The 13377-nt window shown below is 42.7% G+C and carries 13 protein-coding genes and 2 pseudogenes; 8 read left to right on the top strand and 7 right to left on the bottom strand.

All coding sequences use genetic code 11. The features are described from left to right. The 3 genes and pseudogenes from F6J99_RS16675 to F6J99_RS16685 all read left to right on the top strand — a co-directional run. A pseudogene (locus F6J99_RS16675) lies at nt 1-276 on the top strand (XdhC/CoxI family protein); the annotation flags it as partial. Between the two features lie 3 nt (nt 277-279). Further along, nucleotides 280-450 carry a hypothetical protein gene (locus F6J99_RS16680; RefSeq protein WP_293113896.1) on the top strand — a complete coding sequence of 57 codons (171 nt, stop codon included), beginning with the start codon at nt 280-282 and terminating at the stop codon, nt 448-450. Nucleotides 451-624: 174 nt separating this feature from the next. Further along, nucleotides 625-1131: a hypothetical protein gene (locus F6J99_RS16685; protein ID WP_070391865.1), complete on the top strand. Its 507-nt coding sequence runs from the start codon at nt 625-627 to the stop codon at nt 1129-1131. Nucleotides 1132-1228: 97 nt separating this feature from the next. Here the strand turns inward: F6J99_RS16685 and F6J99_RS16690 are convergent, their stop codons facing one another. The 3 genes from F6J99_RS16690 to F6J99_RS16700 all read right to left on the bottom strand — a co-directional run bounded on the left by F6J99_RS16690 (nt 1229) and on the right by F6J99_RS16700 (nt 4256). Beyond that, nucleotides 1229-1597: a translation initiation factor gene (locus F6J99_RS16690; protein ID WP_293113897.1), complete on the bottom strand. Its 369-nt coding sequence runs from the start codon at nt 1595-1597 to the stop codon at nt 1229-1231. A 166-nt stretch (nt 1598-1763) separates the two neighbouring features. Continuing rightward, nucleotides 1764-3515, bottom strand: a complete 1752-nt coding sequence (locus F6J99_RS16695; RefSeq protein WP_293113898.1) for a hypothetical protein — start codon at nt 3513-3515, stop codon at nt 1764-1766. A gap of 558 nt (nt 3516-4073) precedes the next feature. After that, complete coding sequence (locus F6J99_RS16700; protein ID WP_149030856.1) at nt 4074-4256, bottom strand: hypothetical protein; 183 nt, start codon at nt 4254-4256, stop codon at nt 4074-4076. A gap of 361 nt (nt 4257-4617) precedes the next feature. On the opposite strand from F6J99_RS16700, the pseudogene iscB reads away from it, so the two are divergent. From iscB to F6J99_RS16720, 4 genes and pseudogenes are all read left to right on the top strand, one after another. Beyond that, nucleotides 4618-5956 (top strand): annotated as a pseudogene (gene iscB / locus F6J99_RS16705) (RNA-guided endonuclease IscB). Between the two features lie 162 nt (nt 5957-6118). After that, a complete protein-coding gene (locus tag F6J99_RS16710) occupies nt 6119-6535 on the top strand; it encodes a XisH family protein (RefSeq protein ID WP_293113899.1) in 417 nt (138 codons plus the stop codon). Beyond that, a complete protein-coding gene (locus F6J99_RS16715; RefSeq protein WP_293113900.1) occupies nt 6523-6864 on the top strand; it encodes a XisI protein in 342 nt (113 codons plus the stop codon). Before F6J99_RS16710 ends, F6J99_RS16715 begins: the two co-directional genes overlap by 13 nt. Nucleotides 6865-7323: 459 nt before the next feature. Further along, nucleotides 7324-8736: a reverse transcriptase domain-containing protein gene (locus F6J99_RS16720; protein ID WP_293113901.1), complete on the top strand. Its 1413-nt coding sequence runs from the start codon at nt 7324-7326 to the stop codon at nt 8734-8736. Here F6J99_RS16720 and F6J99_RS16725 read toward each other — a convergent pair. From F6J99_RS16725 to F6J99_RS16735, 3 genes are all read right to left on the bottom strand, one after another. Further along, nucleotides 8723-9454, bottom strand: a complete 732-nt coding sequence (locus F6J99_RS16725; RefSeq protein WP_293113902.1) for a hypothetical protein — start codon at nt 9452-9454, stop codon at nt 8723-8725. The two genes, F6J99_RS16720 and F6J99_RS16725, sit on opposite strands and share 14 nt — an antisense overlap. Nucleotide 9455: 1 nt before the next feature. Beyond that, entirely contained in the window at nt 9456-9611 is a 156-nt protein-coding gene (locus F6J99_RS16730) for a hypothetical protein (RefSeq protein WP_293113903.1), read from the bottom strand. 223 nt (nt 9612-9834) lie between these two features. After that, complete coding sequence (locus F6J99_RS16735; RefSeq protein ID WP_293113904.1) at nt 9835-10515, bottom strand: actin-binding WH2 domain-containing protein; 681 nt, start codon at nt 10513-10515, stop codon at nt 9835-9837. A gap of 231 nt (nt 10516-10746) precedes the next feature. Here F6J99_RS16735 and F6J99_RS16740 point away from each other — a divergent pair, with 231 nt between their 5' ends. Next, on the top strand, nt 10747-11970 hold the full coding sequence (locus F6J99_RS16740; protein WP_293113905.1) for an RNA-guided endonuclease TnpB family protein: 1224 nt from the start codon (nt 10747-10749) through the stop codon (nt 11968-11970). A 467-nt stretch (nt 11971-12437) separates the two neighbouring features. On the opposite strand, the gene F6J99_RS16745 is transcribed toward F6J99_RS16740, so the two are convergent. Continuing rightward, a complete protein-coding gene (locus F6J99_RS16745) occupies nt 12438-13301 on the bottom strand; it encodes a methyltransferase domain-containing protein (protein ID WP_293113906.1) in 864 nt (287 codons plus the stop codon). Nucleotides 13302-13377 lie beyond the last annotated feature (76 nt).

Here is a 13377-nt window from a genome sequence, read left to right on the forward strand (position 1 = left end):
GGAAAACCCATAGTCGTCACTTATGATACCACTGCTGATGAGGACATTATCTGGGGATTTGGGCTGGGTTGTAACGGTGTGCTAAACGTCTTGATTGAGCCTCTAAATCAAGATAATACCCTTAATACCTTAGCTTTTATTAATCAATGTTTCTATAACCAGCAGCAAGGTATTATTGCGACTGTTATTGCTGTGAAAGGTAGGGTTGATGTTCAGGTTGGGGCGCGTTTAATCTTACAATCAAATAATCTTGTAAATACTGATATTCAAGACTAGTATTTGACTGCTGCTTTGCTCAAAGATGCTCAAGCTGCTCTGGAAAATAAAGATTCAAGTTTCCATAAATATCAATTAGCAGTCGGTAAAGTAGATATTTTTATCGAGTTTATTAAACCCCCGCCACACCTAATAATTTTTTCAGAAAGCTTGTTGCATCGCTTCTGCAATTAGGAAGAAATTCGCGCGAAAATTCCCACACTTACCAAACTTCCTACCCTCCCCGCGCCCGGATCTCACACTTGCCTTCTTCTTTACAAATATGATATACAATCCCCATCCCCTTGTGGATGGGGCTGTTGACTGTTCAATATAACAAGAGTATAAAACTCATAGCTAAAGGCAAAAATGGAGCAAATACACTCAGAAATTGACGCAATTCGCCAGAGCATTGCCGCACTGCGTGCTGAACGTGATACCCTAACCCGCCAGGAAATTATCTTAGAAGACCAGTCTCCAGAAGCGATCGCTCAAGCCTACCGTCGTCAAGCTAGTGAAAACGCCCAGCGATCGGTAGAGATACTAGGAATCGATAATGCGATCGCAGCCTTAGAAGCCCAGTTGCAACAAAAACAGCAGCAGTTACAGCCAGCACTTACTATCAGTCAACCCCTAACCGTAGAAGACCAAATAGAACAAGCCACACAACAAGCTTATGACCACGCTGAACGGATTAATGAACTGGCAGCGGAACTAGCAGAAGAACTCAAAGCCCTAAAAGCGATCGCTCATGACCTGAGTCCCATTTATTGGAAGTTGTATCATCGACCCTTTGTTACTGGATTCAGAAGTACCTCAGTTCCCTACCTTCGTTCTGATCACGATGTTTTAAGGATTACGAAACTAGTTATTTAAATCTAGTCATTAAAATTAGTAATTCAAACGGATAACCTAAGGTTAGTTTATCCGTTTATCCCTGTTTAAACATCCAGGTTTATTTTATCTTTTACCATTAACCACCACTAACTTTCGCTTTGTAGCCCAGTTTAATCATAATTTGCACTAGTTTATCAGTATGATTACCTTGAATTTCAATAGTATTATCTTTAACTGTACCACCACTACCACATTGGCCTTTGAGCTGTTTAAGTAACTTGGTTAAGGTTTCTGGTGATGATTGAAATCCACTAATTACTGTAACGGTTTTTCCTTTACGTCCTTTCCGTGATGCCTGTACCCGCAAATCTTGCTGATTTGGCGGAAGTTCCTGAATCCCTCCTTCAACTGCAGCGTCATTGCTAGTGCCAAATTCCTGGTAGGCAATTCGATTGCCAGAGGTTTTGGAGTCAGAAGCATTGCGTTTGGATTTTGATGAAGCCATTGGTTTAATCTAGTATTAATCTATGTAAAAGTCCGGTTAATCACTTACCAAATATACCAAATAGTGGCTCGATTTTTGGGTCAGGGTAATCGGTAATCATAAACTAGCAATTACCAACTACCCATTACCCATTACTAATTACCCATTACCCATTACCCATTACCCATTATCCTATCCCGGAAAGCAACGGTTCTGGATGTCCATCTTCAGGAATACAATCGATTTCGATCTGGAAAGTCCCTTCAAATCCAGTGTCTTGCACTTGAAATTCCCAGGCACCATCCACTTCTTTCATCTTATCAGCGGGATTGACGGTAAAATCTGGCTGAGCAAATTTTTCATCGGTATGGAGGTAGAGTTCTATGGGTGTCTTGGCAATCAGAACCTGAATATAGTATTGTTTGCGGAATATGACATTGTCAGAGAAACCAAGACCTAACAAATCCCGTTCACCGACGTAAAAATCCAGCCGTAAGACCATGTCTTTCTCTTGTGCTGGGATGCTCTCATCCTCTAGGATTGATATGGTATTTAGGTAGCCTTCCCAGATCAGATTTTTGCCATCAGCCCAAGTAAATGCTGGGTTTTCGTCGGTCAAATCCTCTTTAATAAACGGACCATAGCAGTTTTCCGCAGCCTCACTCTGGTGGAACAGTTCAAAATCCACTAGACGGGGTTTAATGGATACTCCCAGAAAGAACTCACTTTTGCCAAACCAATCCTTACCCCGAGTGATTTGGCCCTTGACAAAACGTAAACGCGATCGCACATTCCCAAAGAAAAAGCGCGTTGCTACTTCAAATGCTTCCCGGGAAGTAATCACGGAGTCGAAACCACCGTGGGATTTGTGGATAAAGGTACGGGGTGCCCCAGGAATTTGGGCAGAGAATTGCTTAACTAAGCCATCACTACGGTTATAGTTAGAACCAAACTCATATCTCGGGGAGAAAACGCGGTTGAGAAAGGAGGCTTGCCGGAAATTGTAAGACTTATAGTTGGTGCCAACAATAGTTAAAAGTCGTTCTAAGGGAAAGTGTTTCTCAAAATTTTGGAACGAATAGGGGTTGTTGAGCTTACTTTGATTTTTGAGATTAAAGCGCTCTAATTCTTCTTGAGCACCTAGTTCTCCCCCAAACCCCAGCCAATCTTCTAAAATTTGGAAGGTAATGCCTTGGTGAGGAGTGCCCAAAGTGATAATTTTATTGATGTAGTCTTCAGCCTTAAGACCAAGGCTGGGATAGGTGACTTGAACTGCTTCACGAGCGATTAATCCACCCATAGAATGGGCGATGATGTTAACCTTAGGTTTAACACCTGCTTGATTTGCGGTTAGTTCACGAATTAAGTAGATCAGACGCACCAATGCATTACCATAGGTGTCAAATTTACGCTCTTTTAGGTCATAGTAGCGAAATACCCAAATGGAGCGCCAAGGCTCTTTGATAGACTCCAAAAAGTATTCTGACATCTCTGGGTTTATGACTACTTTATCCCCTGAAAAATATCTTTTTTGTTCAGTTTTGTCTGGATAATTTAGAGTATAGGTTTCGTCTTTAAGGCGCTTAAATTTATCGAAAATACCATTATCCTTTAACCACTGAAGTGATGATGGCAGGGGTTTGCCATCCTGGAGCATTTTCTGCAAAGAGTTTAGTTTCCGAGGCAGGGCTGGTTCATCTTCAATCTCCCGACTACTAAAGGTCACGACGTTAGTGGCATCCTGGTATTGCCAGTCTGACTTGAGAAAACTCAGGATTAATCCTTCATAAATCTCATTTGTTCCCTTTTTGTGTTCATAGACGGTGCCTTGGTTAAAGCCCTGATAGGTTAAGCGCTGTTCCTCTTGAATATTGAGACCGCCAAACCCACGAATTAGGATAATTGGTAAAGGAGTACGGGTAGGTACAGACATTGTCATCTCCTATGGCATATGACATGTTAATTCATCGATCTTAGCTGCTGATTTATCTATAGAGCATCAGTGTTTTTCGTCACTTAAAAATTAATAATTTAAAATCACCTCAGTTCGACATAACCAACTATCCTCCGATTCAGGAGCTTCCAGTCAGCAGCTTCGAGTCAGACTAATTAATTTTTAAGTAAGTTTGAGGATAAATTGGTTTATGTATCCACTGCTTAGCCTTTCAATCAACAGGTAGGACAAAGTCAATCATTTCCTGATGGACATTAAAATAGAGTAATTTCTTTTATCATAAACTACTTGTGATAATATTTGTGATTACATTAGCATCGGTGAAGAATAAAGTTTTACACTAGCAAATCGAGGTATGAAACAACTGAAAAAAATCTTGATTGTGCTCTTTATACTTTGCTTGTCTGTGTTTTATGGTGATTATGCCTATGCCCACGCTCGCCATCCCAGGTTGTCAAGACGCATATAGCGCTACCGGCAAGGCAAGAGGAATCCCCCCTAACCACCCTTAGTAAGCAGGGCGGGCATGCATGCTAAGGTTGACTACAAAAACTTAGGTCCGCTTTCCGCATTAAGAATTAAATTCGCCACGGGTCGCACCTGATGTTGTTTGCGGCAGGTCATGGCTGGGTCAGGGTCGTAATTAGAGGTTAAACGAACTCGATGCATAAGTTTACTGCCATTGGCTTTGGCAGATTTTCGGTCAATCAACCAGCCCAAAACCACTCGCGCTTTACATCAAGATACTGAATAATATCCAATTTAAATGCGCAACAGCTAATGACAATGCCGTAGATGATAGAATGAAATCAATGAGATAAGGGATGAAAAACATCCAAAGTCAATAACTCACCGCTAAGTCCTATGGGACTATAGCGGGAGCTTGTAGAAGCTCATAGTTGACCAGACTAAGACTTGATAATGGTCTACGTTATTTGAGTCATAACACCTGTAGGTGCGTGCCAGCCTTCAGCTCTGTTGTTAACAATTAAACATCTGTAGAGAGTTAAGGAAGTGTTGTTAACCTCTCAAGCTCTTATAACATTGTCAAGGCAAACTTTACCCACGTTGTGGAGTGTTCAAAGTAATGCGAGTTTTCGTTTTAGATCAAGATAAAAAACCTCTGGATCCATGTCACCCGGCACGAGCTAGAGAACTACTCAAGAAAGGAAGGGCTAAAGTATTTAAGCGCTATCCATTCACTATTATCATGCAGGATAGGAGTGTTGATAATTCTGTAACTCATCCACATAGAATCAAAATAGACCCTGGTTCAAAAACAACCGGAATAGCTGTCATTCAAGAACAGACTGGACGGGTGACAGGTGCATTAGAAATTAACCATCGAGGACAAAACATCAAGAATTCTTTGGAGTCCAGAAGAGCCTTAAGGCGAGGTAGAAGAAGCAGGCAAACTCGTTACCGTAAACCTCGATTTCTCAACCGGAGACGCCCAGAAGGGTGGCTGCCTCCGTCACTAGCGATGCAGCGCGGTCTTGGGGGTTTCCCCCATGAGCGACTGCATCAAGACAATGAGTCGAATATTTAATATTGAGACCTGGGTGAGACGACTGAGGAAGTTGTGTCCAGTGACTGCAATATCTCAAGAGTTAGTGCGGTTTGATACTCAAAAAATGCAAAATCCAGAAGTGTCAGGAGTTGAATATCAATATGGCGAGCTGTATGGGTTTGAGGTTAAAGAGTACCTTCTTGTTAAATGGGGACACAGTTGTGTCTACTGTGGTGCCATTAATACGCCTTTAGAAGTTGAGCACATTGTTCCAAAATCAAAAGGCGGAAGTAATCGAGTAAGCAATCTAACTCTTGCTTGTCGGTGTTGTAATCTCAGCAAAGGCAACGACCCGATTGAGAAATTTTTAAAGAAAAAACCAACAATTCTCAAAAAAGTATTAACTAAAGCAAAAACCCCTTTGAAAGATGCCGCAGCCGTCAACTCAACCCGTTGGGAATTATGGAGAAGACTAAAATTAACTGGATTACCCGTCGAGACAGGTTCAGGTGGATTGACTAAGTTTAATCGTCAGACTAGGGGTCTCGAAAAAGCTCACTGGATCGATGCTGCTTGTGTAGGTAAAACTACCCCTGGGAAAATATTACTAAACGGAATAAAACCACTGACAGTAACAGCTAAAGGTCATGGTGTTCGTCAAAGATGCCGACCCAATAAATACGGGTTCCCAAAAGCTCATGCTCCTTCTGCTAAGTTTTTTAAAGGTTTTCAGACAGGAGATATCGTCAAAGCTAACATAAAAAAAGGAAAATACGCCGGGCAGTATACAGGTCGGATAGCTATTCGTTATCGTCCAAGTTTTGTACTTCAGGTTCTTGAGAGAAAGATCGATGTTCATCCAAAATATCTAAAAACAATATTTAAGGCTGACGGCTATGAGTATGCGTCTAATTAATAACGATTCGCGCTTCGCTGGCCTATGGCCACGCTACGCGAACAATTTATTGACCTGCGGGAATTCCCAAGGGGCTGTGTGCGGAACCTGCGTCCGCACTTTATACGCCCCGTCTCCCGCTAAAACTAACGTTTATAACGGGAGTCCCCTTCCCGTATTTAGATGGCAAAAGACGTTTTCCATCAACAGGTTAAAAATGCTTTGATCAAAGACGGATGGAATATCACTCATGATCCTCTCACAATTCGGATTGGTGAGGCAGTCAAATTACAAATTGATTTAGCGGCAGAAATCGCAATCGCAGCTGAACGAGATTCCGACAAAATTGCTGTAGAAATCAAAAGCTTTATTGGCGAATCAGATATCAGCACATTTCATACGGCGTTAGGGCAATATCTTAACTATTGTCAGGCTCTTGAAGAACTTGAACCAGAGCGAATTGTTTATTTAGCGATTCCTTATGAAACTTATCAAGATTTTTTTCAGCTTTCTTTCATCCAACGCGCTCTGACACGTTACCAAGTCAAGTTGATGATTTACGATCCGAAATTGGAGGAGATTAAGCAATGGATAAAATAGAGCAATATCGGCAATTTGTAAAGCATATTTTAACTGAACACTCCCAAATAGCAACCCCTACTGATAGGGATACGGTCAAAGCCGAGCTAATATTTGATAGGGAACACGACCATTATCAATTGGCTTATGTGGGTTGGCAAGGAGATAAGCGGGTATTTGGTCCTGTGATGCACTTTGATATTATTGATGGCAAAATCTGGATTCAATATAACGGGACTGAAGACTCGGTTGCTGAGAGGTTGGTGGAAATGGGTGTGCCCACTTCTGATATCGTTTTAGGTTTTCATTCGGCTTTTAAACGCCAATTTACCCGTTATGGAGTTGGTTAAAACTATGATATCTTGTTTAGCGGTTTGCGACTTTATTACGTGCAAGGGCTGCTCGTGGTTGACTGACAAAACTTTACAGACAGCGACTGAAAATCTGGCAACATTAGTCAAAACTGACTCTGCTGTGATGTAGACAAAGGGCTGGCCCTTACTGCTTTGTTTACCAGCTTGGAACAGTCTTGTCCAGCCAGCTAAAATTGGAAATACGAAGTTGACACTCACCCATAACTGCCTGTACCGGTGCCACCAAAGGGAATTTCCGCCATCAGCGACTTCATCAAGACAATGGTAAAAAATGTATAGCGGTTTCTAGCCTAATCAGGTAAACATGATTTTTTATCTCTTGCCTCTTGCCTCTTGCCTCTTCTTTGTTCCGGTGATCCGCTGTTCCCTATTCCCTGGGCATAGCGCTATAACAAACAACCTTTAACCAACCTTAAAAACTACAAAATAGTTCCCATGTCAGACCAACCCCGTACCCGTCAGGAACTCTACGATCGCATCCGCCAAATAGGTAAAGAAGAATTCGTCCTCGAAGAAATGATTCGCTACGGATTTTGGCCAGCAGAAGGTGAGATGCCAGAAGATCCAGCGGATGAAATTCGACGGCGGGGAGAACTCCAGCGAGAACTAGCCCAACTGCGCCAAGAAAGTCAGAAACTACAAAATGAACAAGCAGTCCGTAAGCGGTTGTTAAAAGAACGGTTAGCCCAGTCTAGGCTTAAGCGTCAGGAAACCAAAGAAAGACGGGAACAACAACGGCTCGAACGTGCCCAAGCGTGGGCTATACGCCAGCAAAAGGAAATACTCTATCTCGGTGAGGAAGTATCCCCAGGTCTAAACCATACCGAAAGCGATCGCATACGATTACAAACCTATAAATTACCGCTGCTTAGCACAGCCCAAGACATTGCTCAAGCCATGGGGATTACCCTAGGACAACTACGGTTTCTCGCATTTAATCGCAAAACCGCCACCATATCTCACTACATTCGTTTCAAGATTCCCAAAAAAACCGGTGGAGAGCGATTAATTTCCGCACCCAAACCAAAACTAAAACAAGCACAACACTGGATTCTCAGCAACATACTAGAAAAATTAGAACTAGACAATGCAGCTCACGGCTTTCGACGCGATCGCTCCATAGTAACCAACGCCCAGCCTCATGTTGGTGCTGATGTGATTATCAACATTGACCTAAAAAATTTCTTCCCATCCATTTCCTACCCACGAGTCAAAGGACTTTTCCGGTCATTCGGTTATTCAGAAGCAGCAGCAACAGTATTTGGATTACTATGTACAGAAGCGGACATTGAAGAAGTCGAACTAGATAGCAAAACCTACTACGTAGCCACAAGCGATCGCCACCTGCCCCAAGGCTCCCCCGCTTCACCAGCCATTACCAACATATTGTGCCGTCGTTTAGACCACCGACTAACCACCCTAGCCACAGACTTAGGCTTTACTTACACCCGCTATGCCGATGATCTCACCTTCTCCGCCTCCGGTGATAGCCTCCGCTTTATCGGTAAACTCCTAAAACGCACCAGCTCCGTAGTAGCTCACGAAGGGTTTACTATCAATCAACAAAAGACCCGAATCCTAAGGAAATCCCAGCAACAAGAAGTAACAGGAATTGTAGTCAACGACCATCTCAATATTTCCAGAAAACAATTAAAACGCTTCCGTGCTACTCTCTATCAAATCGAAAAAGACGGTCCAGACAGCAAACACTGGGGAAACTCCAGTAATGTAATGGCAGCTATTCAAGGCTATGCCAACTTCATCGCCATGGTCAATCCCGAAAAAGCAGCCCCGTTTCAAGCACAAATCCAACGCATCAAAGAGAAATGGTTATCTAATCACCATTAGGTCTAAGCTTACCTTGTAAATTTATTACCTCCTTCTGTACACTCATACCAATCTGAAGAGACTGATTAAGTAAGCGACCATACTCACCAGTATCCTCACTCATATCAAAAGCCATCAAAGTAGCTAAATTATCATCAAGATTGCTCAACAATACCTGACGACTGTCAATTAAGTTATTATGACTTCTGATTAAATTTTCCACTTGTAAAGCATTCACTAAACTTTGTTTAGTAATAGCTAGAGATTCAATCACTTTTATCCGGCTTTCAGATTGTTTCAACTCAGTAATTGACCCCTCAATAGCCTCTATCCGTTCAGCTAACTCAATCGCTTTAATCACACCATTATAGTTATCAACCTGATCCATTAACCTCACCAAAGACTTAATTCGCTTTCCTTGTTTATAAAGATATACATTCCCAATCACTATCCCTGATACAAACAATGTCACCAGTATAGTAAATAAATAGCCCAGTTCAGCCTGGTCTTCAGGCAAAGTGCCAGAATTTTTCATAAAAATCAGGATTGGAGGCAAAACAAAAATTAAACTCAGACCCAATATAAATATCTCAGTTAACAGAACCGATAACATATGCTTTGGCTTCTTGAAGATAAACCCCCGACAAAAATCAATAGCCACAAGCTTAGCAAAATTCAGCTCTACCAGGTTTCTGATATCCTCTGACGTAATCTGTAAATTCCCTAAATTTGATGACATATCATCTCGCTCCTGTTACACCATTTTGTGATATCTTTAACCAATCCCAATCACTTGCGTAGGGTGCGTTAGGGGCTGACTTGCCCTTATTTTCCGCCTCGTAGCCAGCTTTGGGATAGTCCGCCCCGTAACGCACCATCCTTGGGCGAGCCATCATTTTCCCCCTCTTCGAGCCTTGTTCCGAAAGCCTCTCCTGTAACGCACCACCGGGTCAAAAAGCTTTAATGAGATGCACCCAAACCACACCGCGAATAAATCAAGTCCTCTTAACAGCCTCCCACCCAAACAATCCCATCCGTTATCGATAGAAGAAATAGCGCTGGTGGCAGCGCTATAGCTGCCACAAGTGTGGCTTCAAAACAGCAAATCAATAGCAAGCCTTAAACCCAGCCCATCATTTTACCAATTAACTGCAAAACATGCATATAAAAATTACTCTCTAGCTCGCGAAATAGGGCAAAAGGTTCTCCAGGAGATCCGAAGAATGGTCTGAGAGTCCATCCCAATTGACTACCAACAAATCCATAGAGCACTAACCAAGCTTTAAGAATCTTAGTGCGATATGTGTTTTCTTCAGCTTTTTGCTCAGTGATAAATTGCATACATTGGTAAAACACATTGACACCAATTAACCCAGTGATGCCAAATATTACTATATTTAAGAGCTGAAAAAATGTATAATCATCAATCGATAGACGGAAAAAGAGAGTGATAGGAGCAAAGCCAAATAGCATCACACTAATCACAGATGTCGCCGCCAAAAGCAAAGCTAGGTACTGCCCAAAATTACGTTTAGAGCCTGAGCTAATCTCATAAAAATATAAAGTCGGCAAACAAATCAACAACGTTAATAGGTATAGCGCCGGAAGTTTGATAGCTGAAGAGATAATCTGGAGGGGGTTACTAAACGAGCCGATAATTCCACCATAAATCCCAAAAAAGGCCGAGCTGGCAATTAATAAAGAAATAATCTTGATATCAATCCTAATCCCTTGGTCAACCTCCTTCAGGAATCTTTGGCGATCGCGCAAAAACTCCATAAGCACAGTAAAGTGGTTCATGACCTACTCCTAATTAAAATTTAACAAGAATCGCGGAATTCCCCAACCTGGCCTACGGCCACGCTTTCGGCAAAGCCGTTCGCGCAGCGGAGGCCGTAGGCCACGCTTCGCGAACGCGAACAACGAAGTAGGTTGGGGATGGATAGCGAGCCAAGTATTTGACTTATACCTTGACATCTTACTGTAAAGTATATATAATATTAAGTGAGGTCGATAACGAGGTTGAGTGCAGTGAAACACAAAGCCGTCAAAGTCAGGATTTATCCCAACCAAGAGCAAGTTCAAATCCTTGCCCAACACTTTGGGTGCGCTCGCTGGTGGTGGAACTATGCGCTAAATCAGTGTATAGAAACTTACAAAGAAACAGGCAAAGGCTTGAAGCAATCTGCACTCAACTCTATGCTTCCAAAACTCAAAAAGCAAGAAGAGACGAAATGGCTAAAAGATTGTTACTCTCAGGTCTTACAATCTGTGAGCCTCAATCTTAGTCGTGCTTACCAAAATTTCTTTGAAGGTAGAGCTGAATACCCTAGGTTCAAATCGTACCATCACCGTCAATCAATCCAGTATCCCCAAAACGTAAAACAGGTGGGCAATTGTCTTAAATTCCCTGGAAAACTGGGAATCGTAAAGGCGATAATTCATCGCTCACTGGACCGAGAGATCAAAACTGTAACAGTCAGCAAAACTCCTTCTGGAAAGTACTATGCTTCTGTCCTGATGGAGTATGAAGGCGCTAGTGTGGAATCCTCCACCAGTGGGAAGGTAATCGGTATTGATTTAGGCATCAAAGATTTTGCTATTTCTTATGACGGCGAAAAGACCTCTAAATTCAGTAATCCTAAGCACCTGGCTAAGTACGAAAAAAAGTTAGCCAAAAAACAACGTATTGCTGCCCGAAAGAAAAAAGGAAGTAGTGGACGCAAAAAGGCTAGAAAAATTGTAGCTAAGGTATACGATCGAATTGGAAATGTCCGCCAAGACTACCTACACAAGTTATCTAGAAAGATAGTTGATCAGAATCAAGTAGTGGTAGTCGAAAACCTAAACGTCAAGGGCATGGTTCGTAACCATAAATTAGCTAAAGCAATCTCTGATCTGGGTTGGGGAACCTTTGTGAACTTCCTTTCTTATAAGTGTGAAAAGGAGGGAAAAGTATTGGTTGAAATAGATCGATGGTTCCCTAGCTCCAAAACCTGTTCTAATTGTCATTACCGAATTAAAGAGTTGCCACTGGATGTTAGAACCTGGACTTGTCCAAGCTGTGGAACTTCCCACGACAGGGATGGTAATGCGGCCAAGAATATTAGAGCAGAAGGAATCAGGATGCTATCCTCCTCTGGGACGGGGGAGGTTAACGCCAATGGAGAACAAGTAAGACCAAGACGTGGACGCCCGTCCAAGTTAAGGCATTCTTCCGTGAAGTTGGAAGCCACGACCTCTACGTTCGCGTAGCGTGGCCATAGGCCAAGTAGGTCGTGGTAGTTCACAGCTACAAGATACAGTTAGCTATAGGAGCATGTCACTTATGCAAAAAATTTGGAGTAAAACTATACCCCCTCATGGGTTTTAGCTTGCTCTGATAGTACCTATAGCAATCCTACTCAATCATGTGTAAAATCTGGAAAATCTGAAATCCTTAGGCAAAACTTATAGCGATTCTGCGCAGCCGAGGCTATCCCTATCGCGAACGCTTCGGCCACTATATTTCACGAATCAGATTGGCCTAAAGGCCACGCTACGCTCCGGAAGCGTTGTGGCCAAAGGCCTCCGCTACGCGAACGCAAAGCGGAGGCCTTTGGCCTCAGCTTCCGCGCTTATGGGATGAAGCGTTCGCGAAGCGTGGCCAAAGGCCTCAGCTTCCGCGCTTATGCGATCGGATTGCTATAGTTCATATGTTCTACAAGTTTGACCTGGTCTCTTCACTTGGTTCCAGACAACAACCCATAACGAATCAACCCCCGGCGATACCCTCGACTCATCAACCCCATCGACAGTGCCGCTTCCACAATTTTCAAATTACTTTTAAGCAACCCTAAAATCGCTTTCGGCTCAAAAGCAGAATCAATCACAATATCCCAAAACGGTTCAACCGCATCTGACCAATCCGCCGTCCGAATAGTTTGGAAATTCAAATTGCCAGCAATTTCCTCATACTCCTGCAAAGAAATTACATAAGGTAAACAATAAACCCGATAAATCTCAGCCAAATGCTGCTGTTCATCTGTAGTCAATTGTCCCGTCGCTAACGTTATCGGACGATGACACCAAGTTGCCATTAAAAACCTTCCCCCAGGTTTAAGCACCCGATAACATTCCTGAAGAAACTGTTGCTTGTCCGGCATATGTTCTCCACTCTCCATCGACCAGACAAAATCAAAGGTTTCATCAGCAAAAGGCATATCCAAAGCATTAGCAACCTGAAACTGAACCCGTGTTGCCAACCCAGCCTCTTGCGCTCGTTGAGTTCCTCGTGATGCTTGAACTGGACTTAAGGTAATTCCAGTAACATTTGCTTCAAACTGTTGCGCTAGATAAAGTGAACTCCCACCAATCCCACAACCGACATCCAGGATAGTACTAGCTTGCTCCACTTCAGCCCAACAGAGCAATTCGTCAATCAAGTCAATTTGTGCCTGATATCGGTTTTTCTTCTCAGTACCCGCCCAGCCATAATAGCCATGGTGCATATGTTCACCCCAAACTGCTTCCCACAAGCCAGAAGAGGCATCATAAAATTCCTGAATCTGTTTTTCAAGACTCAATTTTTCAAGACTTAATGTCATATCATGTCCAGTAGCATCGTTCCGTATCACCAACTATAGCGGTTCTCACTTCCATAGACCATACCCAATTGAACGG

The organism is Moorena sp. SIO4G3 (genome assembly GCF_010692305.1).
In the GTDB taxonomy this organism is placed as follows: domain Bacteria; phylum Cyanobacteriota; class Cyanobacteriia; order Cyanobacteriales; family Coleofasciculaceae; genus Moorena; species Moorena producens_A.

Coding starts and splice junctions, on each gene's coding strand:
- F6J99_RS16685 (WP_070391865.1), top strand. CDS start 625: ATGGAGCAAATACACTCAGAAATTGACGCAATTCGCCAGAGCATTGCC.
- F6J99_RS16690 (WP_293113897.1), bottom strand. CDS start 1,597: ATGGCTTCATCAAAATCCAAACGCAATGCTTCTGACTCCAAAACCTCT.
- F6J99_RS16695 (WP_293113898.1), bottom strand. CDS start 3,515: ATGACAATGTCTGTACCTACCCGTACTCCTTTACCAATTATCCTAATT.
- F6J99_RS16710 (WP_293113899.1), top strand. CDS start 6,119: ATGGCAAAAGACGTTTTCCATCAACAGGTTAAAAATGCTTTGATCAAA.
- F6J99_RS16715 (WP_293113900.1), top strand. CDS start 6,523: ATGGATAAAATAGAGCAATATCGGCAATTTGTAAAGCATATTTTAACT.
- F6J99_RS16720 (WP_293113901.1), top strand. CDS start 7,324: ATGTCAGACCAACCCCGTACCCGTCAGGAACTCTACGATCGCATCCGC.
- F6J99_RS16725 (WP_293113902.1), bottom strand. CDS start 9,454: ATGTCATCAAATTTAGGGAATTTACAGATTACGTCAGAGGATATCAGA.
- F6J99_RS16730 (WP_293113903.1), bottom strand. CDS start 9,611: ATGATGGCTCGCCCAAGGATGGTGCGTTACGGGGCGGACTATCCCAAA.
- F6J99_RS16735 (WP_293113904.1), bottom strand. CDS start 10,515: ATGAACCACTTTACTGTGCTTATGGAGTTTTTGCGCGATCGCCAAAGA.
- F6J99_RS16745 (WP_293113906.1), bottom strand. CDS start 13,301: ATGACATTAAGTCTTGAAAAATTGAGTCTTGAAAAACAGATTCAGGAA.